The sequence below is a fragment of the Spirillospora sp. NPDC048824 genome (assembly GCF_043198455.1).
In the GTDB taxonomy this organism is placed as follows: Bacteria; Actinomycetota; Actinomycetes; order Streptosporangiales; family Streptosporangiaceae; genus Spirillospora.
Window position 1 is genome coordinate 32,304 of the sequence record NZ_JBICUS010000021.1, and the last position, 23,183, is coordinate 55,486.

The following is a 23,183-nucleotide window of genomic DNA, read 5'->3' on the forward strand; positions in this document are numbered from 1 at the left end:
AACGACCCCCGGCCACCAGAGCACGGCTCGTGACGGGGGTTCCAGCGGGTCGGCCCCCTGGGCTACTGAGACTTGTTCGAGAAGATCTGGTCGCGGCGGCGGGGCCAGATTCCGCCGTACCAGAAGATGATCGCGCCGGTGACGATGATGGCGACGCCGGTCGCGCCGCGCGCCCACAGGACGGCGTCGGGCCCGGTGTGGGGCAGTTCCTCCGGCGGGGTCTTGGTCGGTGCCGCGCCCGCCTTCTCGCAGTTCGCCTTCACCGTCTTGCTCTCGATCCGCTTGTTGGCCCAGGTGACGGTGATGCGGGTGCGGCGGTCCTCGCGGAACTCGACGGCCACCGACCGGGTCGAGTTAGCGCGGATCTCGCCGGGGATCGCGGCGGTGCCGTCGTTCTTCTCGACGCTGAAGTCCTCGTTCTGCTTCCCGGAGTTGCGGATCGTGACCTTCACCGTGCCGGCCGGGCAGGACACCGACCCGATCGAGGCCGTCACCGGCCGCGCCGGAGGCTTGGGCGACGGCGACGTCTTGGACGGGCCGGGCGACGGCGAGGTCGCCGTACCGGACGGGCTCGGGCTCCCGGACGTGGTGGCGGAGGTGGAGGCACGTGACTCCGGTGACCCCCAGTCGAACAGCATCGGGATCAGGAGGAGCGCCCCGATGACGAAGAACACGGCGGCGATGACGACCCTGGGCAACTGCACGCTGTCCTCCCCGGCCCGCCGGGCGCACACCAAGCGGGTGGCCGATGATGCTAGATCATTCTTAACCTAGGTCCTTGTGATGCCGATATCCCCATCGATAGGAATGCGTAACAGGCTAACGAGAAGGGGGACGTGCCGCCGGAGGTCCGCGCAACGCATGATGGAACCCATGGAAGACGGCATCAGGGTGGGGCTTCTGCTGGTGGCGACCCCTCAACTGGAGGATCCCAACTTTCGGCGCAGCGTCGTCCTGCTTGTCGAGCACGACGGTGACGGCGGCACGCTGGGCGTTGTCCTCAACCGGCCGACGGAAATTCCCGTCGACCGTGTGCTGCCGCCGTGGGCCGAGCTCGTCACCGGGCCGGCGGTGGTGTTCCAGGGTGGTCCGGTCGGGCTGGAGAACGCGTTGGCCCTGGCCCGCCTCCCCGGGGAGGACGAGCCGCTCGGATGGCGCGCCCTGGACGGCGGCGCCGAGGTCTCCCGTGTGGGTCTCGTCGACCTGGAGGCCCCTCCCGGTCTGCTGGCGGCCGAGCTGCTGCAGCTGCGGGTGTTCGCGGGCTACGCCGGATGGTCGGCCGGGCAGCTGCACGCGGAGATCGAGGACGGCTCCTGGTATCTGGTGTCGGCCGAGGCCGGGGACGTCTTCGCGGCCGACCCGGACCGGCTGTGGCAGGAGGTTCTGCGCAGGCAGGGCGGCGACCTGGCGTTCGTCTCCACTTTTCCCGAGGACCCGACGCTGAACTAAGGTGGACGACGTGAGTACGAAGATCCTTCCCGACGGCGACACCCAGACTGATGTCAGGCCCGACCTCTCGCACGGTGACGGCGACCATGAGCGGTTCGCCCACTATGTGAAGAAGCAGAAGATCACCGAGAGTGCGGTGACCGGCACGCCGGTGATCGCGCTGTGCGGCAAGGTCTGGGTGCCGAACCGGGATCCGAAGAAGTATCCCGTCTGCCCGGAGTGCAAGGAGATCTACGAGACCATGAAGCCGGGCGGCAAGGGCGACGAGTGAACGGCCGCTGAGAGGCGGCTGACGGCGCGCCGCCCGTTCCGGCGTGCGCGCGTGCGGTCCCGCGGTCGCGTTCCACCTCTGGGGTGTCCCCCTAGGAGACGCTGACTGCGGGACTTCGGTGTTCCATACATACGGGGGATGAATGCGGCGGTTGGCCGGGGTTTCGGTGTGCGCACTGTTGGTTACGGTGTGTGCTGTTCCAGGTTCGACGAGTGACCGGGTGCCGGTGCGGGCCGCTCCGGCGCCGGGACGGGCGGACGGATGCGTCCCGGATCCCGTCGCGCGAAGGGCCCATCCCGGAGCCCGGCCGCGCGACCGCGCCGATCTCGGCCATGACCAGGTCGTCTCCATGCTCGCCGATCTCCGGCGGACGCTCCTCGACCGCTTCGGCACCTCCGACGAACGGAACCTCGACTCGACGCTGCGCAGAGCGCGGCGCGTCGTCGTCCCGGTGCGGTTCCACGTCGTCCACAGCGGACGCAAAGGCAAGCTGTCCAAGAACGACATCCGCCGCCAGATCTCCACGCTGAATGCCGCGTACGGAGGCAAGAAGGGCGGCGCGGACACCCGCGTCAGGTTCCGCCTGGCCGGCTACGACCGCACCGACGAACCGGCCTGGTTCCACAACCCGCAGAGGTACGAGAGCCCGATGAAGCGCCGTCTGCGCAGGGGAGGGCGTCGCACGCTCAACATCTACACCGCCGCCGTGGGCACGGACGTGCTGGGCTTCTCCACGTTCCCCCAGGGGTACCGCGAGAACCCGCGCATGGACGGCGTCGTCGTCGACTACCGGAGCCTGCCGGGCGGGTCGTTCGGTCCGTTCGACCACGGTTACACGGCCGTCCACGAGATCGGGCACTGGCTCGGCTTGTTCCACACGTTCGAGGGCGGCTGCTTCTCGCCGGGGGACGGGGTGGCCGACACCCCCTACGAGGCGCGGCCGGCGGAAGGATGTCCTCACTCCCGGGACACATGCCCGCAGCGGGGGCGTGATCCCGTGCACAACTTCATGGACTACGCCCACGACACCTGCATGCGGGAGTTCACCGCAGGTCAGGGCCGTCGTATCCGGGCGGCCTGGGCCGCCTACCGGTCACGCAGGAGCGACCGCCGGACTGTGGAACCGGGCACAGCGGGGGCCACCGGGGCACGAACTGTCGGTGGGGCTCGGTAGCCTTCGATGACCGTGAGCACCTTCGCCGCATCGAGCATGCCTCCCGCCTTCCCCGAGCGGGCCGCCTGGGGGACGGCGTCGTCCCTGCGCGCCTGGCAGCAGCAGGCGCTGGAGGCGTACTTCGGAGTGGACGGCCGGCAGCCGGGCCCCCGCGACTTCCTCACCGTCGCGACGCCCGGTGCCGGTAAGACGACGTTCGCGCTCCGCCTCGCCCGCGAGCTGATGGAGCGCCGCGTCATCTCCGCGATCACGGTCGTGTGCCCCACGGAACATCTCAAGCGGCAGTGGGCGGAGTCGGCGTCCCGCGTCGGCATCAGGATCGACCCGGAGTACCAGAACGGGCAGGGGCCCGTCGGCAAGGACTTCCACGGCGTCGCCATCACCTACGCGACCGTCGCGGCGCGTCCCGCGCTGCACCGCAACCGCACCGAGTCCCGCAAGTCGCTGATCATCTTCGACGAGGTGCACCACGCGGGCGACGGCCTGTCGTGGGGCGACGCCGTCCGGGAGGCGTTCGACCCGGCGGCGCGGCGTCTCGCGCTGTCCGGCACGCCGTTCCGGACCGACATCAACCCGATCCCGTTCGTCCAGTACGACGAGGGGCCCGACGGCATCAGGCGAAGCCGCGCCGACTACACCTACGGGTACGGCCCGGCCCTCGCCGACGGCGTCGTCCGCCCGGTGATCTTCCTGGCGTACGCGGGGGAGATGCGCTGGCGCACCCGGGCGGGCGACGAGATCACGGCGACGCTCGGCGAGCCGCTCACCCAGGACCAGACCGCCCAGGCGTGGCGCGCCGCACTCGACCCCAAGGGCGACTGGATCAAGCAGGTCATCGCCGCCGCCGACCGCCGCCTCTCCGAGCTGCGCCGCGTCATCCCCGACGCGGGCGGCCTGGTCATCGCCACCGACCACGAGACGGCCCGCGCCTACGCCAAGATGCTGCGCGCCGTCACCGGCCAGGGCGCCACGGTCGTGCTGTCGGACGACCCCGGCGCGTCCAAGAAGATCAAGCAGTTCGGCGAGACCGACGACCGCTGGATGGTCGCGGTGCGGATGGTGTCCGAGGGCGTCGACATCCCGCGCCTCGCCGTCGGCGTCTACGCCACCTCCACCAGCACGCCGCTGTTCTTCGCGCAGGCGATCGGCCGTTTCGTCCGCGCCCGCCGACGCGGCGAGACGGCCTCGGTCTTCCTGCCGTCGGTGCCGACGCTGATGGGCCACGCCGCCGAGATGGAGACCGAGCGCGACCACGTCCTCGACCGCCCGGTCCGCGAGGACGGCCTGGACGACGAGCTGCTCGCCGAGGCCAACCGCGAGAACGACACGCCCGACGTCGGCGAGGAGCTTCCGTTCGAGACGGTCGAGGCGTCCGCCACGTTCGACCGCGTCCTGTACGACGGCGGCGAGTTCGGCATGCACGCCCAGCCGGGCTCGGCCGAGGAGGAGGAGTACCTCGGCATTCCCGGCCTGCTGGAACCCGAGCAGGTGTCGGCGCTGCTGCGCAAGCGGCAGGCGGAGCAGATCGCCGGGGAGCGCAGGCGCAAGACCGGCGACCCCCGCGAGGACCGCACCGCCGCCGAGGACATCGCCGCCCTCCGCCGCGAGCTCAACGGGCTCGTCGGCGCGTGGAACCACCGCACCGGCAAGCCGCACGGCGTCATCCACACCGAGCTGCGCGCCGCGTGCGGCGGCCCCGCCATCGCCCAGGCCAGCGCCGACGATATCCACAAGCGCATCGCCAAGATCCGCGAATGGGCCGCCAAACGCCGCCACTGACGTCCTCGGGGGGCGAGCGCACGGCCGGCGTCGACACCGAGTTGGCCGAGAAGCCCGGCGGCAGCGACCCCTGTCCGTGCGGTCAGCGGGGGCCGGAGGCGAGGTTCAGGGCCTTCACGATGTGGGTCACCGTCTCGTCCGGGGTGCCGTCGATGGGGGCGGAGAGGACGTCCTCGTCCGGGGCGGGGAGTTCCAGGTCGGCGAACTGGGTGTCCAGGAGGTCGGCGCTGAAGTAGTGGCCTTTGCGGGCCCTCATGCGGGCGGCGATCATGTCGCGGTCGCCGTCCAGCAGGACCATCGCGACCTCGGGGCGGCCGCCCGCCAGCATGTCGCGGTATCTGCGCTTGAGTGCGGAACAGGTGACGATGCCGGGGCGGCCGGTGCGGAGACGGTCGTCGATCCAGGCGGCGATGGAGCGCAGCCAGGGGAGGCGGTCGGCGTCGGTGAGCGCGTGTCCCGAGCTCATCTTGTCGATGTTGGCCTGCGAGTGGAACGCGTCGGCCTCCGCGTACTCCCAGCCGAGGCGTTCGGCGAGCATCGTCCCGATGGTGGTCTTGCCGCTGCCGGAGACGCCGGCGATGAGGATGACCTGGGGTTGCGTCATGGTCAGGCGGTCACCACCGGGGCGCCCGACAGGACGACGCCCTCCAGTGCCAGTTCGTCCAGGGCCCGGTCGACGGTGGGTTTGCCGACCCCGGCGGTGAGGTCGAGCAGGACGGTGGTGCGCAGCCCCGCGCGGGCGGCGTCCACGGCGGTGGCGCGGACGCAGTGGTCGGTGGCGATGCCGACGATGTCCACGGTGTCGACGCCGCGGGCGGCGAGCCAGTCCGCGAGGGGGATCTCGTCGTCGGAGAAGCCTTCGAAGCCGCTGTAGGCGGCGGTCTCGCGGCCCTTGCTGAACACGGCCTCGATGGGCGCCAGGGCCAGGTTGGGGTGGAAGTCCGCGCCCGGTGTGCCGATGACGCAGTGCGGCGGCCAGGTGTCGACGAAGTCGGGTTCGCCGGAGAAGTGGTCGCCGGGGTCGAGGTGGAAGTCCCGGGTCGCCACGATGTGCTGGTATTGGTCCCGGTGTCCGGTCATGTGCCCGGAGATGGCCGTGGCCACGTCCGCCCCGCCGGCGACGGCGAGTGAGCCGCCCTCGCAGAAATCGTTCTGCACGTCCACGATGATCAGAGCCTTCTTGCCCATGACCGCTCCCTGTACCGGTTTCCGTTCCGGAATCGCCCAGACGGCTTTTTGCCCAGACAACTGGGACGCTACCCCGTCCCGGCGGTTCGGGTTCAACTGCGCGGGCCGCCGTTGACGAACTCGGTGGGGACGGCGGGCTCGCCCTTGGAGAGTTGAACCGCCGTCGGCGGCAGTTCCGCGACCGCGCGCGCGTGGCGTGCCCTGGTCTCGGTGAGCGGTTCGCGTCCGACGACCTCGCCGTCGCGCACCAGCGGCACCTGCAGGACGCGGTCGCGTGGGCCGTGGGCCGGTTCCCCGGTGGACACGCTCTCGGCGTAGGCGACGCCGTGTCCGTCGACGCGGCGGACGGCCGTCTTGCGGCCGCCGCGGCTCGGCTTGCCGGTGGAGCGTTTCGCCACCGGGCGCATGGGGGCGTCGTCGTCGGGCCCGTCCGACCGGGCGACGAGTTTGTAGACGAGCGACGCCGTGGGGGCGCCCGAACCGGTCACGAGGGACGTCCCGACGCCGTAGCCGTTCACCGGCGCCGCGGCGAGGGCCGCGATGCCGAACTCGTCCAGATCGCCCGTCACCACGATGCGCGTGCCGTGCGCGCCCAGCGCGTCGAGCTGATCGCGGACGCGGCGCGCCAGCACTCCCAGGTCGCCGCTGTCGAGCCGGACGGCGCCGAGGCCCGGCCCCGCGAGGTCCACGCCGGTGCGGACGGCCCGTTCGACGTCATAGGTGTCGACCAGGAGCGTGGTGCCCTCGCCGAGGGAGGCGAGCTGGGCTTCGAACGCGTGCCGTTCGCTGTCGTGCAGGAGGGTGAACGAGTGCGCGCTCGTCCCGGCGGTCGGCACGCCGTACAGGCGGCCCGCCTCCAGGTTCGAGGTGGTCGCGAATCCCGCGAGGTAGGCGGCGCGCGCGGAGGCCACGGCGGCGCGCTCGTGGGCGCGCCGCGACCCCATCTCGATGATGGGGCGGTCCTGGGCCGCCTGCACCATCCGGGACGCCGCGGACGCGATCGCGCAGTCGTGGTTGAGGATCGACAGGGCGAGGGTCTCCAGCAGGACGGCCTCCCCGAACGTCCCCTCGACGACCAGGATCGGCGATTCCGGGAAGTAGCAGTCGCCCTCGGCATAACCCCAGACGTTCCCGGTGAAGCGATACTTCTCCAGCCATTGCAGCGTGGGCTCGTCCACGATGCCGTTCGCCGCCAGGAACTCCAGCTGCGCGGGCTCGAACCGGAACGCCTCGATCGCGTCCAGGAGCCGTCCCGTACCGGCGACGACGCCGTACCGGCGGCCGGCGGGCAGGCTCCGTGCGAACACCTCGAACACCGAACGCCGGCCGGCCGTCCCGCTGCGCAGCGCCGCCTGGAGCATCGTCAGCTCGTACCGGTCGGTCAGCAGCGCAGTACCGTCACCAAGGTCCACATTGGAACCCTAAGCCCACTGTGGGCACCATGGTCGTGTGAGCCGTCGCACCCGGACGGGGACGTGGCGCATAGCATCGGGTGCGGTGGGCGGACCGACTTCACGTGGAGAGGGGGAGACGCGGAATGAGCGCCATGAGCACGGCGCCCGCACCCGTCGAACTGGAGCGGCCGGACGTCGAGGAGGACGTGAGCGCCGACCGGCCCTGGCTGGCCATCGTCTGGAACGACCCGATCAACCTGATGTCGTACGTCACGTACGTGTTCCAGGCCGTGTTCGGCTACCCCAAGACCAAGGCCGAGAAGCTGATGCTCGACGTGCACCACAAGGGGCGTGCCGTCGTGGCCAACGGCACCCGCGAGGAGATGGAGCGGGATGTGGAGATCCTGCATTCCTACGGCCTGTGGGCCACCGTGAAACGGGACGACTGAGCCCGTGGGCGGAGCGATCCGATGAGTCATGTGGAGAAGACCCGCGAAGGCATCAGGGTGCGGCTGGAGGCCGAGGAGATCGCGCTCATGCGCGCCCTGATGGAGCAGCTGCTCGCGTTGCTGGGCGACGCGCCCGGCGGGGACGACGAGCTGGCCTCGATGGGCATCACCGAGAACGCCGCCAAGCCGGAGGACCCGGTCCTCGCGCGGCTGTTCCCGGACGCCTACCGCGACGACGGTGAGGCCGCGGGCGAGTTCCGCCGCTACACCGAGATGGGGTTGCGCGACGGCAAGCGGGAGGCCGCCGAGACCGTGCTGGCTTCGCTGGGGGGTGCGGGGCCCGTCGTCGTCCTGGACGAGAAGCAGGCGCAGGCGTGGCTGCGGGCGCTGAACGACGTCCGGCTGGCGCTGGGCACACGGCTGGACATCACCGAGGAGTGGTACGAGGAGGCGGAGGCCATGGATCCGGACGACCCCCGCACGCCCATGTTCGCGGCCTACGACTGGTTGACGATGCTGCAGGACGGCCTCGTCCACGTTCTCTGGTGACCGTCCGGGACGTCCACACTCGGTCATAGCGGACATCACCGATTGTCGGGACGCCGATGCGGACGGTTGTTAGCGTTGTCCGCGGGGCGTTCAGGGCCCGTACCGGCGGGCCGGAGACCTGTTCGGAGGCCGCCATGTCCATAGTGGGCACCCGCGCGAAGCCGGTCGGCACGATGAGGCTGGGCGACCATCTCGCCCTGCTGTTCGACAACGACGAGGAGCGGCGGTCGATCATGGCCGCCTACGCCCGCGACGGGGTCCGTGCCGACCACAAGATCATCTACATCTCCGACGGCGTGTCCGCGCCGGACGTGCTCGGCTGGCTGCTCTCCGGCGGCGAGGACGTCGCCGGCCCCGACCCGGGGGACCGGCACGCCGATCTCGCCGCCGCGATGGAGGCCGGGCAGCTCGTCGTGCGGACCGCCGAGGAGACGTTCCTCGCGAGCGGCCGCTTCGATCCGGCGGAGAGCATCGAGCTGATCGCCACGGAGGTCGACCTCGCGTACGTCCAGGGCTACGCGGGCGTGCGGATCGCGGGCGAGGCGAGGTTCTCGCTGCGCCGCTGGCCGGGCACCGAGCAGTTCGGCGAGTTCGAGCAGATGCTCGACGACGCCTTCATGACCTCCGACGTGACGGCGATGGCGGTCTGCCAGTTCGACCGGCGCTGGTTCGACGACGCGCGGCTGGCGGAGGTGGAGACTCGGCACATGGGACGCGTCCGCGTCGACGACTACCACGACGACGGATCCCTGCGCATCACGCCGATCTTCAGCCCGCCCGGCGCCGAACTGGCCGGGATCATCGACGGGTCGACCCGTCCGGCCGCCGAGAAGGTCCTGGCGTCGATCACGACCCGGACGGGCCTGCTCTGCCTCGACCTCGGCGGCGTCACCGCCTGCGACGCGGACGGGCTGCGCCTGCTGACCGGCGCGGACCGTCCCGGCCGGGGCCACGGGCTGCTGCTGCGCAGCGTGCCGCCCGCCCTCCACGACCGCCTCCGCGACGAGGGCCTCGTCAGCACCCCGGGCATCTCCGTCGAATCCCGTTCACACTGACGGCACCGGCGCTCCCGAGGAGGTCGCATGGCTCCGGCGCAGGCCCGTCATCGGTCCGGCGAACCCGCCACGCCGGTCGGTGAGATGCGGGCCGGCGATCATCTGTGCCTTCCCTACATCAACCATGAGGAACGGCACACCGTCCTGACGGCGTTCCTCAACGATGGCCTGCGCGCCGGGCACGCCCTGGTCTACCTGGTGGACGGCGAGCCAGCCGGCGCCGCCGCGGCACGGCTCCGCGACGGCTTCGGGGTCGCGCTCGGCGACGGCCGCCTGGTCGTTCTGCCCACCGCCGGGACCGACCTCGACGGCGTGATCGAGTCGGCCCTCGCGCGCGGCCACCCGGGGGTGCGGGTCACGGCCGAGGCGTCTCCCGCCCTGCGCGGCTGGCCCGGCACGGAGCGGTTCACGGCGTTCGAGGACGCCGTCCGCCGGGCCGTCGCCCGGCCGGGCCGTCCCGCGATGGCGCTGTGCCAGTACGACCGCCGCTGGTTCGCCGGCGACCACCTGCGCGAGGTGGGGGACCACCACGGCGGGCGGGCCGGCGCCGACGCCGTCTTCGACGACGGCGTGCTGACGATCGTCCCGCTGTTCGCGCCGCCGGGCCTGCGGCTGTCCGGCGCGATCGACGAGTCGACACTGCCCGCGCTGGTCGAGGCGCTGCGCGACTTCGACGACGCCGCGCACCTGTGCCTGGACCTGTCCGGGCTCGACTTCTGCGACCTGGCCGGCCTGCGCGTCCTGATCCGCGCCAACGAGACGAGCACCGTTTTCGACCGGCAGGTGATCCTGCGGTCGATGCCCGGCTGCGTGGAGCTGATGCTGCGCGTGTCCGGCTGGCACACCGCACCCGGAATCGTCGCGGAGGCGGCCGTATGACCGAGCCCGGCGCCCTGCGTCCCGGGGCTCTCACGCAGTCCGGTGGGGACGTCCTCGTCCACCGGGCACTGCTGTACGGGTCGCGGCACGAGTTCCTGCTGACCGCCGTGCCGTTCCTGCGCGCCGGGCGGCGCGCGGGCGACGCCGTCGTCGTCGCCGCCGCACCGCCGGTGGCGGCGGCCCTGCGCGGGCGGCTCGGGCCCGAGACCGCCGCGAAGATCGAGTTCATCGACGCGGCGGAGTGGTTCCGCGGCCCGATGCACGCGCTGGCCTCCTGCCACGACCGGGCCCGCGCCGACTGGTGGCCGCGCGGGCGGCTGCGGCTGCTGGCCGAGCCGGTCTGGGACGGCCTGACACCGCTGGAGACGCGTGAGTGGAAGCGGCACGACGCGCTGCTCAACGTCGTGTTCGCCGGCACGCCGACCCTGATCATGTGCGCGTACGACACGGCGGCGCTTCCCGGGCACGTGCTGGACGCGGCGGCGCGCACCCATCCGGAGCTGGCCGGCCCGGACGGGACGGCGCCCGCCGGGCGGTTCACCGGCCCCGCCGAGTTCTGCGCCGAATGCGACGCGGGCCCGCTGCCTTCGCCGCCGGCCACGGCCGCCCGCAGGTCGTTCGCGACGGGCGGGCTGCCGGCGCTGCGGAGCTTCCTGACCGCCGAGGCGCGCCGGCTCGGGCTCGCCGAGGAGCGCACGCTCCCGTTCGTGCTGGCGGCGAACGAGGTCGCCACCGGCATCGTCCGGGACGGCGGCGGGCAAGGCTCGCTGTGGGTGTGGGCGGAGGGCGGCGGGCTCGTCTGCGACATCACCGACCCGGCGCGCATCCTGACCGGCCGTTTCGCCGGCTACGAGCCGCCGGGCGGCCCGGGGCACGACGCCCAGATGTGGGCGGTCCGGCGGCTGTGCCACATCGTGGAGATCCGCTCGGGTCCCCGCGGCACCCGGCTCCGCCTCCACGTCAAGCTGGCCTGAGGCCGCGGCCCGCGCGGGCCGCGGCGCCCGGTAGCCTTCGGATCATGCTGACGATCGAGCGTGCCCTGGTCGAGAAGATCGTCGCGCATGCGCGCGCCGACCATCCCGACGAGGCCTGCGGTGTCATCGCCGGCCCCATCGGCTCGGACCGGCCCGTCCGGTACGTCGCGATGGTCAACGCCGAGCGGTCTCCGACGTTCTACCGCTTCGACTCCCACGAGCAGCTCAAGGTGTGGCGCGAGATGGACGACCGGGACGAGGAGCCGGTGGTCATCTACCACTCGCACACCTCCACCGAGGCGTACCCGTCGCGCACCGACATCTCCTACGCCTCGGAGCCGAACGCCCACTACGTGCTCATCTCCACCCGCGAGGTCGACGACACCGAGTTCCGGTCGTTCCGGATCGTGGACGGCGAGGTCACCGAGGAAGAGGTCGCCGTCGTCGACGCCTACGACGCGTAGCGGCGGTGCGGGGCCGGCACGGGTCGGCAGGGGACGACCGTGTCGCGGCCGGTAAACTGGGCGGCATGTGGACGAGCGGGCACGGGACGGGCGGCGAGTCGCCGGCGGCTCGGCGCCGCGCCGGTTCCGCCGCGGTGCCCCCCGTGCAGAGCTTTCTGTTCGGGCATTCGCGCGCCGAGGTCGTCTACGACTGTCGCTGACGCGCTGATCCCGCCTGGAATCATCCCGCTCCCCGCCCGGTTGTGACCGCTGAGGGCGGGGAGCCCCCGTACGACTAGAAGGAGATCACCGCGATGGCGATCGAGGTCCGCATCCCGACGATCCTGCGCAACCTCACCGACGGCGCCAAGGCCGTCGAGGGCAAGGGCGGCACGCTGGACGAGCTGTTCACCGACCTGGACACGCGCCACGCCGGCCTGCGCGGCCGGCTGGTGGACGACAAGGGCCTGCGCAGGTTCGTCAACGTCTACCTCAACGACGAGGACGTACGCTTCCTCGGCGGCCTGGAGACGCAGGTCGCCGACGGCGACAGCGTCACCATCCTCCCCGCCGTAGCCGGCGGCTGAGCCGGGCTGGGCAGCGGCACCATGCGTTTCGACTCGCTGCTGGACTCGCTCGGCCGCACACCGCTGGTCGGCCTGCCGCGGCTTTCGCCGGGCGACGACGTCCGGCTCTGGGCCAAGCTCGAGGACCGCAACCCCACCGGCTCGGTCAAGGACCGTCCCGCGTTCTACATGATCGAGAAGGCGGAGAAGGAGGGGCTGCTCACGCCGGGCTGCACGATCCTGGAGCCGACGTCCGGCAACACCGGCATCTCGCTGGCCATGGTCGCGAAACTGCGCGGCTACGAGATGGTGTGCGTGATGCCGGAGAACACCTCCGCCGAGCGCCGCCAGCTCCTGGAGATGTGGGGTGCGCGGATCATCTTCTCCCCGGCGGCGGGCGGCTCGAACGAGGCCGTCCGGGTGGCGAAGGGGCTGGCGGAGGAGAACCCCGACTGGGTGATGCTCTACCAGTACGGCAACGAGGCCAACGCCCTCGCGCACTACGAGACGACCGGCCCGGAGATCCTGGAGGACCTGCCGACGGTGACGCATTTCGTCGCCGGGCTCGGCACCACGGGCACGCTGATGGGCGTCGGCCGGTTCCTGCGCGAGCGGGTGCCGGACGTGAAGATCGTCGCGGCGGAGCCCCGGTACGGGGACCTGGTGTACGGGCTGCGCAACATCGACGAGGGCTTCATCCCGGAGCTGTACGACGAGTCGGTGCTGACCACCCGGTACTCGGTCACGTCGGGGGACGCGCTGCGCCGCACCCGCGAGCTGCTGGAGCAGGAGGGCATCTTCGCGGGCATCTCGACGGGCGGCGCGCTGCACGCGGCGGCCGGGATGGCGGCGAAGGCGGTCAAGGCCGGTGAGCGCGCCGACATCGTCTTCGTGATCGCCGACGGCGGTTGGAAGTACCTGTCCACCGGCGCGTACGGCGGGACGCTGGAGGAGGCGGAGGCCCGCCTCGAAGGCCAGCTCTGGGCCTGACCGGGCCGGGGCCTGGGCGCGGCGAGGTTCTGCCCGGCACGGTAGAGTGCGTTTTCGAACGTGATTCTAGAATCGTGCCGGGCGGGTGGTACGCCCCGCCGCACGGCAGGACGCAGGAGTGTGCGGATGAGCGGATTCGGTGAGACGACCGCGGTCAAGCAGGTCGGAGAGGGCCGGTATGAGGCCGTCCTGGACGCCGGCTACACCATCGGCGAGGCGCTCAACGGCGGCTACGTCATGGCCGTCCTGGACCGCGCCGCCGTCGACGCCTCCCCGCACGAGCACCCCGTCTCGACCGCGGCGAACTTCCACCGGGTCAGCAGGCCGGGCCCCGCCGAGGTGATCGTGGAGCACCGCAAGACGGGCCGCACGGCCGCCGCGTCGCGGGTCACCCTCGTCCAGGACGGCCGCCCCGTCGTGGACGCCCTGATCACCACCGGCACCCTCGACGCCGCGGCCGAGCCCGCCTGGGCGGGCGAGGCGCCCCCGGCGATGCCGCCGCTGGAGGAGTGCACCGACTTCCGCCCACCGGCGGGCGGCGGCTTCGCCGACAGCGTCGACATGCGTTTCGACCGGTCCACGATGGGCTGGCTGGACGGGCAGCCGACCGGGCGCCCCGAGGTGCGAGGCTGGTTCCGGCATCGCGACGACTACGCGATCGACGCCTACTCCCTCGCGCTCGCCGTGGACGCCCTGCCGCCCGTCGCACTGAACCTCGGTGCGCAGGGCTGGGCCCCGACCGTCGAACTGACCTGGCACATGCGGGCCGTACCGGCGCCCGGCTGGCTGGCCGTGCACGGCACCGGCCGGCTCCTCGCCGACGGCTGGTTCGACGAGGAGGTCGAGGTCTGGGACTCCACCGGAAGGCTCGTCGCCCAGAGCCGGCAGATCGCCAGGGTCCCCCGCACCCGTTCGTGAAGCGATCCTTTTCCCGCCTCCCGGCGTTTCGGCCCGCTTCGCGTCCGGATCACGCGCACACGGCGTGAACTGGACGGTTTTCCGGCATGTGACGGTGTGATGTCCAACGCATGACGTACCCGCGCGGGGCCTTCTCGCTTAGCCTTGTGCACCATGTCAGCAGCATCCCGGGGGGACGGCCTCCCAGACGCCCCCATCGGGATCTTCGACAGCGGTTTCGGCGGGCTCACCGTGGCACGCGCCATCCTCGACCAGCTGCCGAACGAGCCGATCGTCTATCTGGGGGACTCGGCCCGCCAGCCGTACGGGCCGCGTCCCATCGCGGAGGTCCGCGCCTACGCCCTGGAGATGCTCGACCGGCTCGTCGACGAGGGCGTGAAGATGCTGGTGATCGCCTGCAACAGCGCCAGCGCCGCGATGCTGCGCGACGCCCGGGAACGCTACGACGTCCCGGTGGTCGAGGTCATCAACCCCGCCACCCGGCGCGCGGCCCGCGCCACGTCCAACGGACGGGTCGGGCTGATCGCCACCGAGGCCACCGTGAACAGCCGCGCCTACGACGACGCGTTCGCCGCGGCCCCGCACATCGAACTGGTCAGTGCGGCCTGCCCCCGCTTCGTCGAGTTCGTCGAGGCGGGCGTGACGATGGGCGGGGAACTGCTGGAGGAGGCCCGCGGCTACCTCCGCCCGATCGTGGACGCCGGATGCGACACCCTCATTCTGGGCTGCACCCATTACCCACTGCTGACCGGCGTCATCTCGTATGTCGTGGGAGACGGGGTCACACTGGTGTCAAGCGCCGACGAGACCGCCAAGGACGTGTATCGCGTGCTCCACGATCGGGGGCTTTCCCGTGCCGAGGCGACGCCCCGGCCGCGGCACCGGTTCCGCGCCACCGGGGACCCCGCCGTCTTCGCCGAACTCGGCCGCCGGTTCCTCGGGCCGGAGATCGATTCGGTGGAGACCGCTCCCAACAAAGCGCTGACGACCTGATTCCTCGGGGACACGAAGGAGGAGTTGAGCGTGCGGGTCACTGTGATCGGCTGCTCCGGCAGTTTCCCTGGGCCGGACAGCCCCGCGTCCAGCTACCTGATCGAGGCGGACGGCTTCTCCATGCTCCTCGACATCGGCAACGGTTCGATCGGCACCCTTCAGCGCTACCACGGCGTGCTGGACATCGACGCCATCTGCATCACGCACCTGCATCCCGACCACTGTCTGGACCTGACCGTCTACTGGATCGCGCGGACGTACTGTCCGGACGGTCCCGCCCCCCGCATCCCGGTGTACGGCCCCCATGGCACGGCCGAACACATGATCAAGGCGTACGAGCTCGACCCCAACCCGGGGATGACCGAGACCTTCGACTTCCGGATCTTCGAGCCCGATCCGATGACCATCGGCCCCTTCACCGTGACGTCCGCGCTGATGAACCACCCGGTCGAGGCGTACGGACTGCGCGTCGAGCAGGGTGGCAAGGTCCTCACCTACTCCGGCGACACCGGTCACAGCGACTCCCTCGTCCGGCTCGCGGACGGCGCGGACCTGTTCGTCTGCGAGGCCGCGTTCGCGCAGCGTCCCGGGCTCCCGCCCGACATGCACCTGACCGGTGGCGAGGCGGGGGAGCACGCGCTCCGCGCGGGTGCCGCCCGGCTCGTCCTCACGCATCTGCTGCCGTGGAACGACCCGGCCCAGACCCTCGCCGAGGCGAAGGCCAGCGGCTTCCGCGGCCCGATCGAGCTCGCCGAGGTCGGAACGGTCTACGACCTCTAACGCCCCCGCGTGTCCGCCGCCGGGACTGTGCGCAATCGCACAGTCCACCATGTGGCGACATGAAAGCATGACCGCGGACATCTGAAGCGGCGCACGCTCCCGCGAGCGCCGGGGCCGATGCGCGGGAGTGGTCGTGAGCAACGGGGCAGCCCAAGGGGAGTACGCGCCATCGGAGGACCGGGTCCCGTGGCTGGAACTGATCCTCTACGCGGAAAGCAGAGACGGCTTCGTCGTCCAGGCCGACGGGGCGGACATCGCCCCGCTGCGGCTTCCGGTCGAGGGGACACGCCGTCGCGGGCCGGACGACGGGGACGGCCTCGGGGCCATGGTCACCCGGGCCGCCAAGGACCGGTTCGGCCTAGAGGTCGACTACCTCGGGCTGCTGGCGGCCGAACCCGGGGCGCGCCGACCACGGCTGACCGTCTGCGCGGTCGTGCGGGGGCCGCAGGAATTCTCACGGACGGGGACCGGCGGCCGCATCCTGTCGATGGCGGATCTGGAGTCTCGCGGCGGGGAGGTGGCCCGTGCCTCGCTGTTCGCGACCGCGCTCAGCTGGTACCGCGCGTCCGTTGTGGCGCGTGGACTGCCGCTCCGGATGCGGCAAGCGATCGACAAGTCGCTGCTCTATCTGGAGAACCACCGCTCGATAGAGGACGGCCGATGGGGCTGGAACCTCTACATGGACGGACTGTCCCTCGGTCTGCTCTCCACGGCCGAAGGAATTCTTGCGCACGTCCACGCGGGCGTCACCGGCGACCAACTGAGCAAGCCGGTGCGGTCACTGGAGGGTATGCAGAACCGTGACGGCGGGTGGCAGGTCCGCAAGTCCCTCGTCGGCGCACACTCCGACCGGTCCCTCACCGAGAGCACCTGCGCCGTCCTGTGGGCCCTGCACGCCATGGGACGCTCGGACTCCGACCCGGTCGTCGCCGCTGGCCTCGGCTGGCTCGAGTCGCTGCAGCGGGACGGCGGGTGGCCGTCCGCGGCGCCGGTCGACGGCGCCGCGCCGGACCTCCAGGTGTTCCCGACCACGTGTGCCGTGCGCGTGCTGGCGCGCTACGGCCGCAGCGACGCCGCCAGGGGCGTCGCATGGCTGCGGGCCGCGCAGCACGAGGACGGTGGCTGGGGCGCCCTGCCCGCGGTCGCCGGACGGACGCAGAGCTCGTCCGCCGCCTATACCGCGTACACGGTCGTCGCGCTGCTCACCGCGGGGGTCGCGCCGAACGACCCGGCCGTCCGACGGGCCGTCGCGTATCTACGCACGTGCTTCGACCCCGGCAGGGACGAGCCATGGGAGGGGACCGCGCACACCTCCTTGATCGATCCGCGAACCTCCGCCCGCCTGGACTTCCGGCACTTCGCCACACCTTGGGCGCTCGCCGCGCTGGCGATGGCGGGCGCCGACCTCAGCGACCCTGTCATCCTCACCGGCACCGACAGGCTGCTCAAGCTGCAGGACCCGGATGGCGCGTGGCGGTGTTCGCTGACTCCCGGCTCGCGGGTGATGTGGGCCACGCATGACGCGCTCTACGCGCTTCGCACGGTCATGGACACGATGCACGGTGATGTGGAGCCGGTCGCCATGGAGCCGTACCGTTCCCGGGAGCGTGCCGCCCTGGAGAGTTGCGCGGAGGAACTGCTGACCGGGCAGGACCAGGCGCCGGCGGTGAACCGGCGACGATGGCTTCACACGGCGTGGCTGTCCGCCCTGACGGTCGTCGTGGCGCTCGTGACGCTGAACCAGCTCAACGTCTTCGACGACCTGCTGACCTCCTCGAAGACCGACAAGGTCTGGGCATGGCTCGCGACACTCTCGGTCACACTGCTCGTAGCTGTGGCGCCGAACGTCGTGGGCGAGGAGTATCGGCTGTGGAGGAGCAGGCGCACCAGGCGGCTCACGGGAGGCTGAGTGTCGTGTCCGAGTCTGAACCGTTCCCGGACGGCGGCTGGAAGCGGGAGGGCACGGTCGCACTCGGCTGCGCCCGGGCGGCCGGTGCCTACCTGCGTGCGCGGTTCGGACTTCCCGCGGAGAAGCGCTACCGGGGGGATCACGACGTCCAGCTTCGCGTGGACGTCGAGGCTCAGCGGCGCATCATCGCCACCCTGGCCGAGGAGTTCCCGGGGCACGGCGTCCTCGCGGAGGAGGGAGCCGCAGCAGAATGGCCTGACACCGAGTACGTCTGGGTGGTCGACCCGCTCGACGGGACCAACAACTTCGGGTACGGCATCGCGCACTGCGCGGTCGCCATCACGCTCTTCCGATGGGAGCGGCCCGTCCTCGCGGTCGTCGTCGACCCACTGCTGCGGCGGGAGTTCGTCGCCACGGAGGTGTCGCCGCCTGGGACGGTGCCACCGTGCCCGCCGGTCCCGTTGCGACGGTCCACGGTCTCGCTGGTGACCAACTACTCGGCGGCCGGACGTGTCTGGGGCGACCACATACGCGAGGTGCTCGGGGGACGCTGCAAGAGAACCGTGTCGATGTGGGCGCCGGCGCTGGATCTGGCCTTGATCTCGGCAGGGCATCTCGACGGCATGATCTGCCATGACGGCGGCCTGCTCGACGTCGGCGGCGGAATGCTGCTGGTCAGCGCTTCGGGCGGGCATGTCCTGGACCTGTCGGGTGCCCCGCTCACGGCGCACGGCTCCATGTACGGCAGGCCCGTGTCGTTCGTCGCCGCCCGAAGCGAGAGGCTGGCCCGCGAGTTGCTGGAGTGCGCGAGGTCCCCGCAGGTCGCGCTCTAGGCGGACACGGCGGCGGCCAGTTCGTCGACGAGCGTCTCCAGCAGAAGCCGCAGCGCGGGTTGCGAGAACCCGGGGCGGGGGAGGGGCTCACCCGTGGTCAGTGATTCCTCCGCGAAGACCAGGACGGTGGAGTCGGGCCGGTGCGGTCCCTGCAGGACGAGGCTCATGGTGAGCCGTCCGGGAGGGTTCGACACCCGGTGGAAGACGTCGGACGTGAGCGTGTACGACGAGCCCGCGCTGAGATGCGCGTCGAAGGTGCGGGACAGGCCGCGGTGCCCGAGTGGTTCCAGCGCGTAGACGGTGGCGCCCCGGTCGGAGGCGTAGCCGTAGGAGTGGAAGGCGGGGCCACCGGGGTCCGGGGTGAACTCCTGGAACCGGTAGCCGCCGAGAAGGATCACCGATGAGAAGTCCCAGCGGTGATTGTGGATATTCTCGACCCCGCTCTCCCGCGTCAGTTCGCTCCACACGTGCAGGCGGAGCTGGTAGCTGTCGCCCGCGAGGAGAACGATCTTGTGGAAGCCGTTGGGGTGCCGGTACGAGCCGGCCCGCACGGCCTCCAGCCACTGCTCGTCGCGCAGTGCGCTGCACAGCAGTTCACGTGTGGCGCCCGGGTCGGCGAACGGCAGCAGCGCGGCGTGCAGCCGGGGTCCGGCCTGCCCGTCGGGTGGCCCAAGGGTCTCCGAGAGCCGTGCCGCCAGTTCGTAGCGGGTCATGAAGCCTCCAGCGGAACGGCCGCCGTTTCAGCCGAGTGCGATCACGGCGTTGGAGAACGCCGGCTCTGCGGTGACCTCGCGGTCGATGACGAGAAAGTCGGGAAGGGTGAAGCTCTGCTCCAGGCTCTCGACCTGAAGTTCGAGCAGATTGCAGGCGCGGCTGGCGGGCCGGTGGATGTCGTCCAGTTCGAAGAACTGGCCATTCCAGTGGAAACAGCGCCGGCTCTTGGCGATGATCTCCCGGCGCATGTCCCGGGTCAGGCGAAGTTCCTCGTACTCCTGTGCGGCCAGTTCCCGTTCTTCGACCTCCCGCACGCCGTCGGACAGCCGGTGCAGCCGCGCCAGACGGTAGTCGGAACGGCCGGACCGTACGCCGCGGCGAATCCGCAACTGGTCGCCGTCCTCGACTTTCAGGTAGATCTGCTCGTACTCGATGAGGTCGGCATCGCGCAGAATCGGATGAGACCAGTCGGGGGCCGCACCGAGCAAGAACTTGCGTTCGATTTCCACAGGCATGCTTTGAAGCCGCTCACTCGCCGTCAATGGGTCATCTGCCAGAGCATCCCATCGAGGCTCGGGTGTCAACCGGTGGTAAGCCAGGCCTGACGGCGCGCTGCCGCTAGGGTGGAGCGCATGTCTCGCCCCGATGATCGCGCGTCCGACCAGCTCCGCCCCGTCCGCATCCAGCGCGGATGGCTCGACCACGCGGAAGGGTCGGTACTGGTCGAGTTCGGTGCGACACGGGTGCTGTGCGCCGCGTCCGTGCAGTCGTCGGTGCCCCGGTGGCGGCGCGACAGCGGCCTCGGCTGGGTCACCGCCGAGTACGCGATGCTGCCCCGAGCCACCAACACCCGCAACGACCGCGAGTCCGTCAAGGGGCGGATCGGCGGACGCACCCACGAGATCTCCCGGCTGATCGGGCGTTCCGTCCGGGCGTGCCTCGACTTCAAGGCGCTCGGCGAGAACACCGTCCAGCTCGACTGCGACGTGCTGCAGGCCGACGGCGGCACCCGCACCGCCGCGATCACCGGCGCGTACGTGGCGCTCGCCGACGCGGTGAGCTGGATGCGCGAACGCAAGCTCCTCAAGGGCGACCCGCTCATCACCTCGGTGTCGGCGATCAGCGTCGGCGTCGTGGACGGCGAGGCCCGCCTCGACCTGTGCTACGAGGAGGACTCCGCGGCCGGCACCGACATGAACGTGGTCTGCACCGGCGACGGCCGGTTCGTCGAGGTGCAGGGCACCGCCGAAGGCGCCCCGTTCGACCGCGCCGAACTGGACGCGCTGCTCGACCTCGCGGCCGGCGGCTGCGCCGAGCTGACCCGGCTTCAGGCGCAGGCCCTCGCCCGATGACGCGGATCGTCCTGGCGACCCGCAACGCGGGCAAGATCGCCGAGCTGCACCGGATCCTCGGCGGCCTCGACGCGGCCGGTTTCGACGTGGTCGGCCTCGATGCGTTCCCCGGCGCCCCCGACGTGCCCGAGACGGAGCTGACGTTCGAGGGCAACGCGCTGCTGAAGGCCCGCGCGATCGCCGCGTTCACCGGCCTGCCCGCGGTCGCCGACGACTCCGGCCTGTGCGTGGACGCGCTGAACGGCATGCCGGGCGTCCTGTCCGCCCGCTGGTCGGGCCGGTTCGGCGCCGCCACCGGCGACCGCGACGCCGCCAACCTCCAGCTCGTCCTCGACCAGGTCGCGGACGTCGCCGACGGGCAACGCGGCGCTGCGTTCGTGTGCGCGGCCGTCCTGGTCGTCCCAGGCGGCGCCGAGCACCGCGTCGAGGGACGGATGCGCGGCACCCTGATCCGCGAACCGCGCGGCACCGGTGGCTTCGGCTACGACCCGATCTTCGTCCCGGACGGCGAGTCCCGCACGACCGCCGAAATGGCCTCCGGCGAGAAGGACGCCATCAGCCACCGCGGGAAGGCCTTCCGCGCCCTCGCCGACATCGTGGCGCGCTGAGCCCGGAGTCAGCGAACGCGCAGTCGGATGAAGGTGCCGTCCCGGCCTGTTCGGAGTTCCATCAGGTCGACGAGGAGGCGGACGGTCCACAGGCCGAAGCCGGGCTGGAGTGCCGTGTCCGGTGGGATGAATCCCGTCAGCGGGCCGGGGCGCCAGAAGCCGTGGTCGCCGATCTCGCAGACGAGGTCGCCGCCGTCCTGCCATATCCAGAGGCCGATCGGCGGTGTGCCGTGCTGCAGCGCGTTGGCCGCGGCCTCGTTGGCGGCCGTGACGAGGTTCCGCGCGGACTGCTGGGCCAGGCCGTGCCTGCCGGCGCGTTCGCCGATGAACGCCCGCAGCGCGTGCAGGTCGTCGCCTTCGATGGGAAGGTACTCCGCGGTGCGGGGACGGTCGAAGCGCAGGCCGCGGTCGCAGCCGGACCCGAACGTCTCGGGGTCGACGTACTCGTCGTTCGGGCCGTTGTGCCCTGGGGCCAGCAGCAGCGGGTGGGTCCGCCTGGCCTGCGCGACGATTCCGGGCGGCAGGGTCGCGGTGTCGTAGGGGCACAGCGCCCGCGCCCCCGAACCCCGAAACACCACGTTGATGAGGGACTCGTAGCGGATCCACTCCAGGGTCTGCCGCTCGTCCCAGCCGTCCCAGAAGGGTTCGGCGAGTGCACACAGGCTGCGCGGAGCGTTCTGCTTCACGACGGTCTGGTAGTCGCGCAGGGTGTGGACGGGATGCCGGTAGAACTCCGCCGAGTCGTGGTACTGGATGGGTAGGTCGCGCGGCGGGAGGACGTCCCGGAGCGCGGTCAGGTTGGGTTCGCGCACCACGGCGATGACGGCCTGGTCCTTCTCCAGCCCGGATTCGAGGTACGGCACGGTGACCGACAGGAACTCGTCGATTCCGCGGTACAGGAAAGCCTTGTGCTCCAACGCCATCAGGTGCTGCCCTCCGTGCCCGGGAGCGTCCGTTCGCCGCCGCGGGCCAGGCCCGGCAGCCGGTGCCAGCCGACCATCTCGATGACGTTCTCCACGTCGGGCGCCAGGTGGTCGAGGACCAGCGGCTCGCCGGCGGGGAGCCCGGTCGCGTGCCGGGCCAGCAGGTGCAGGCCGCCGAGGTCGATGAAGCCGAGCCGGGACAGGTCGAGGTGCACGCGGCGCCGTTCACCGCTCACCTGCGCGAGCTTCTCGGCGAACACGGCGTGCCGGGCGGCGTCCAGCTCGCCCTCGACGCGCAGGCCGTCGGGCTCGAACGTGCGCACTATCTTCAGGATCCCGTCATCGAACTCGGGGTTCACTTCCACGAGGACCTCATGTGTGTCGCGGAGGGCGTCGAGCTCGTCGCGCGGGCACGCGTGCCGGTCGATCTGGCAGATCGCCATGGCCATCGTGCTCGGCGAGACCGCGTTGCCGACCCGGTGCTCGCAGCCCAGCATCCGGCCGAGGTCGGGCGGGCCCGGGCGGTTCACCAGCCAGCTGTAGTCGGTGGTGATGCGCACGGCGCGGAAGCCCTGGTCGAACGCCTCGCCGACCTCGCGTGCGAGGGTGTCGAGCATCATGGCGGGCTCGAACTCGCCCCGCCGGTCGAGGCAGGCGTCCCGCCGCGGGATGACCCGCAGCTGGCCCGTCCTGCCGTAGGCGTCCACGTCGATCCGGTGCCGGGGGCCGAGGCCGGGAAGCCGCTCGGCCGGGGCGTCGGTCAGGTACACGACCTTCTCACTGGTCCGCAGGGCCTCCTGGACGAACGGCCCGATGACCCGGTCGCGCTCCTCGAAGCCGCGGTAGGCCAGCCAGCCGTGATCCCCCGGCCGCACGTCGCTGACGGGACGGTTGGCGAACCAGGGGGTCTCCCGCTCGCTGATCATGGAGCCTGCCCATCGAGGTCGGTGGTGTGTTCAGCGTACGCCGCGGCGGAGGTATTGGAAGCCCAAC

General features: G+C 71.4%; 28 protein-coding genes. 20 read left to right on the forward strand and 8 right to left on the reverse strand.

Translation table 11 applies throughout. From position 1 onward, the window contains the following. Positions 1-62 precede the first annotated feature (62 nt). On the reverse strand, positions 63-704 hold the full coding sequence (locus ACGFIS_RS31755; RefSeq protein WP_392973425.1) for a hypothetical protein: 642 nt from the start codon (positions 702-704) through the stop codon (positions 63-65). 169 nt (positions 705-873) lie between these two features. Here ACGFIS_RS31755 and ACGFIS_RS31760 point away from each other — a divergent pair, with 169 nt between their 5' ends. The 4 genes from ACGFIS_RS31760 to ACGFIS_RS31775 all read left to right on the forward strand — a co-directional run bounded on the left by ACGFIS_RS31760 (position 874) and on the right by ACGFIS_RS31775 (position 4,673). Next, positions 874-1,449, forward strand: a complete 576-nt coding sequence (locus ACGFIS_RS31760; RefSeq protein WP_392973427.1) for a YqgE/AlgH family protein — start codon at positions 874-876, stop codon at positions 1,447-1,449. Between the two features lie 10 nt (positions 1,450-1,459). Beyond that, a complete protein-coding gene (locus ACGFIS_RS31765; protein ID WP_392908468.1) occupies positions 1,460-1,720 on the forward strand; it encodes a DUF3039 domain-containing protein in 261 nt (86 codons plus the stop codon). 349 nt (positions 1,721-2,069) lie between these two features. Beyond that, positions 2,070-2,894: a zinc metalloprotease gene (locus ACGFIS_RS31770; protein WP_392908471.1), complete on the forward strand. Its 825-nt coding sequence runs from the start codon at positions 2,070-2,072 to the stop codon at positions 2,892-2,894. Positions 2,895-2,930: 36 nt separating this feature from the next. Further along, complete coding sequence (locus ACGFIS_RS31775; RefSeq protein ID WP_392908835.1) at positions 2,931-4,673, forward strand: DEAD/DEAH box helicase; 1,743 nt, start codon at positions 2,931-2,933, stop codon at positions 4,671-4,673. An 82-nt stretch (positions 4,674-4,755) separates the two neighbouring features. Here the strand turns inward: ACGFIS_RS31775 and ACGFIS_RS31780 are convergent, their stop codons facing one another. The 3 genes from ACGFIS_RS31780 to ACGFIS_RS31790 form a co-directional block, all read right to left on the reverse strand. After that, on the reverse strand, positions 4,756-5,277 hold the full coding sequence (locus ACGFIS_RS31780; protein WP_392908474.1) for a gluconokinase: 522 nt from the start codon (positions 5,275-5,277) through the stop codon (positions 4,756-4,758). A 2-nt stretch (positions 5,278-5,279) separates the two neighbouring features. Beyond that, a complete protein-coding gene (locus ACGFIS_RS31785; RefSeq protein ID WP_392973429.1) occupies positions 5,280-5,861 on the reverse strand; it encodes an isochorismatase family protein in 582 nt (193 codons plus the stop codon). A gap of 92 nt (positions 5,862-5,953) precedes the next feature. Then, positions 5,954-7,273 (reverse strand): nicotinate phosphoribosyltransferase, encoded by a 1,320-nt coding sequence (locus ACGFIS_RS31790; protein WP_392908479.1) that lies wholly within the window; start codon positions 7,271-7,273, stop codon positions 5,954-5,956. 134 nt (positions 7,274-7,407) lie between these two features. On the opposite strand from ACGFIS_RS31790, the gene clpS reads away from it, so the two are divergent. From clpS to ACGFIS_RS31860, 14 genes are all read left to right on the forward strand, one after another. Beyond that, a complete protein-coding gene (gene clpS / locus ACGFIS_RS31795; RefSeq protein WP_131979896.1) occupies positions 7,408-7,704 on the forward strand; it encodes an ATP-dependent Clp protease adapter ClpS in 297 nt (98 codons plus the stop codon). A 21-nt stretch (positions 7,705-7,725) separates the two neighbouring features. Continuing rightward, positions 7,726-8,253 carry a DUF2017 domain-containing protein gene (locus tag ACGFIS_RS31800; RefSeq protein ID WP_392908481.1) on the forward strand — a complete coding sequence of 176 codons (528 nt, stop codon included), beginning with the start codon at positions 7,726-7,728 and terminating at the stop codon, positions 8,251-8,253. 134 nt (positions 8,254-8,387) lie between these two features. Further along, positions 8,388-9,308, forward strand: a complete 921-nt coding sequence (locus tag ACGFIS_RS31805) for an MEDS domain-containing protein (RefSeq protein WP_392908483.1) — start codon at positions 8,388-8,390, stop codon at positions 9,306-9,308. A gap of 27 nt (positions 9,309-9,335) precedes the next feature. Beyond that, positions 9,336-10,187, forward strand: a complete 852-nt coding sequence (locus ACGFIS_RS31810; protein WP_392973431.1) for an MEDS domain-containing protein — start codon at positions 9,336-9,338, stop codon at positions 10,185-10,187. Beyond that, the gene (locus tag ACGFIS_RS31815; protein ID WP_392973433.1) at positions 10,184-11,161 is read left to right on the forward strand and encodes an anti-sigma factor RsbA family regulatory protein; all 978 of its coding nucleotides are present in this window, start codon (positions 10,184-10,186) and stop codon (positions 11,159-11,161) included. The genes ACGFIS_RS31810 and ACGFIS_RS31815 overlap by 4 nt, the downstream gene beginning before the upstream one ends. A 44-nt stretch (positions 11,162-11,205) precedes the next feature. Then, on the forward strand, positions 11,206-11,625 hold the full coding sequence (locus tag ACGFIS_RS31820; protein WP_392908489.1) for a Mov34/MPN/PAD-1 family protein: 420 nt from the start codon (positions 11,206-11,208) through the stop codon (positions 11,623-11,625). Positions 11,626-11,690: 65 nt separating this feature from the next. After that, positions 11,691-11,825, forward strand: a complete 135-nt coding sequence (locus ACGFIS_RS31825; protein ID WP_392908491.1) for a hypothetical protein — start codon at positions 11,691-11,693, stop codon at positions 11,823-11,825. A 93-nt stretch (positions 11,826-11,918) separates the two neighbouring features. Further along, positions 11,919-12,191 carry a MoaD/ThiS family protein gene (locus ACGFIS_RS31830; protein WP_392908493.1) on the forward strand — a complete coding sequence of 91 codons (273 nt, stop codon included), beginning with the start codon at positions 11,919-11,921 and terminating at the stop codon, positions 12,189-12,191. Positions 12,192-12,212: 21 nt separating this feature from the next. Continuing rightward, positions 12,213-13,160, forward strand: coding sequence for a PLP-dependent cysteine synthase family protein (locus ACGFIS_RS31835; RefSeq protein ID WP_392908495.1), 948 nt, complete (start codon positions 12,213-12,215; stop codon positions 13,158-13,160). A 126-nt stretch (positions 13,161-13,286) separates the two neighbouring features. After that, positions 13,287-14,078, forward strand: coding sequence for a thioesterase family protein (locus ACGFIS_RS31840; RefSeq protein ID WP_392908497.1), 792 nt, complete (start codon positions 13,287-13,289; stop codon positions 14,076-14,078). A gap of 153 nt (positions 14,079-14,231) precedes the next feature. Continuing rightward, positions 14,232-15,071, forward strand: a complete 840-nt coding sequence (murI, locus tag ACGFIS_RS31845; RefSeq protein ID WP_392908499.1) for a glutamate racemase — start codon at positions 14,232-14,234, stop codon at positions 15,069-15,071. A gap of 30 nt (positions 15,072-15,101) precedes the next feature. Beyond that, on the forward strand, positions 15,102-15,851 hold the full coding sequence (locus tag ACGFIS_RS31850) for an MBL fold metallo-hydrolase (RefSeq protein WP_392908501.1): 750 nt from the start codon (positions 15,102-15,104) through the stop codon (positions 15,849-15,851). Positions 15,852-15,984: 133 nt separating this feature from the next. Then, entirely contained in the window at positions 15,985-17,760 is a 1,776-nt protein-coding gene (locus ACGFIS_RS31855; RefSeq protein WP_392908503.1) for a prenyltransferase/squalene oxidase repeat-containing protein, read from the forward strand. A gap of 5 nt (positions 17,761-17,765) precedes the next feature. After that, the gene (locus ACGFIS_RS31860; RefSeq protein ID WP_392973435.1) at positions 17,766-18,593 is read left to right on the forward strand and encodes an inositol monophosphatase family protein; all 828 of its coding nucleotides are present in this window, start codon (positions 17,766-17,768) and stop codon (positions 18,591-18,593) included. Here the strand turns inward: ACGFIS_RS31860 and ACGFIS_RS31865 are convergent. Together ACGFIS_RS31865 and ACGFIS_RS31870 are read right to left on the reverse strand one after the other, a co-directional pair. Then, positions 18,590-19,306, reverse strand: coding sequence for a hypothetical protein (locus ACGFIS_RS31865; protein WP_392908507.1), 717 nt, complete (start codon positions 19,304-19,306; stop codon positions 18,590-18,592). The two genes, ACGFIS_RS31860 and ACGFIS_RS31865, sit on opposite strands and share 4 nt — an antisense overlap. Positions 19,307-19,333: 27 nt before the next feature. Beyond that, positions 19,334-19,849, reverse strand: a complete 516-nt coding sequence (locus ACGFIS_RS31870; RefSeq protein WP_392908509.1) for a hypothetical protein — start codon at positions 19,847-19,849, stop codon at positions 19,334-19,336. Positions 19,850-19,939: 90 nt separating this feature from the next. Between ACGFIS_RS31870 and rph the strand changes: the two genes are divergently transcribed. Together rph and rdgB are read left to right on the forward strand one after the other, a co-directional pair. Continuing rightward, on the forward strand, positions 19,940-20,659 hold the full coding sequence (gene rph, locus ACGFIS_RS31875; RefSeq protein ID WP_392908511.1) for a ribonuclease PH: 720 nt from the start codon (positions 19,940-19,942) through the stop codon (positions 20,657-20,659). Continuing rightward, positions 20,656-21,267, forward strand: coding sequence for an RdgB/HAM1 family non-canonical purine NTP pyrophosphatase (gene rdgB / locus ACGFIS_RS31880; RefSeq protein WP_392908513.1), 612 nt, complete (start codon positions 20,656-20,658; stop codon positions 21,265-21,267). Before rph ends, rdgB begins: the two co-directional genes overlap by 4 nt. An 8-nt stretch (positions 21,268-21,275) precedes the next feature. Here the strand turns inward: rdgB and ACGFIS_RS31885 are convergent, their stop codons facing one another. Both ACGFIS_RS31885 and ACGFIS_RS31890 read right to left on the reverse strand, forming a co-directional pair. Next, the gene (locus ACGFIS_RS31885; protein ID WP_392908515.1) at positions 21,276-22,190 is read right to left on the reverse strand and encodes an anti-sigma factor RsbA family regulatory protein; all 915 of its coding nucleotides are present in this window, start codon (positions 22,188-22,190) and stop codon (positions 21,276-21,278) included. Next, positions 22,190-23,116 carry an MEDS domain-containing protein gene (locus tag ACGFIS_RS31890; RefSeq protein WP_392908517.1) on the reverse strand — a complete coding sequence of 309 codons (927 nt, stop codon included), beginning with the start codon at positions 23,114-23,116 and terminating at the stop codon, positions 22,190-22,192. The genes ACGFIS_RS31885 and ACGFIS_RS31890 overlap by 1 nt, the downstream gene beginning before the upstream one ends. Positions 23,117-23,183 lie beyond the last annotated feature (67 nt).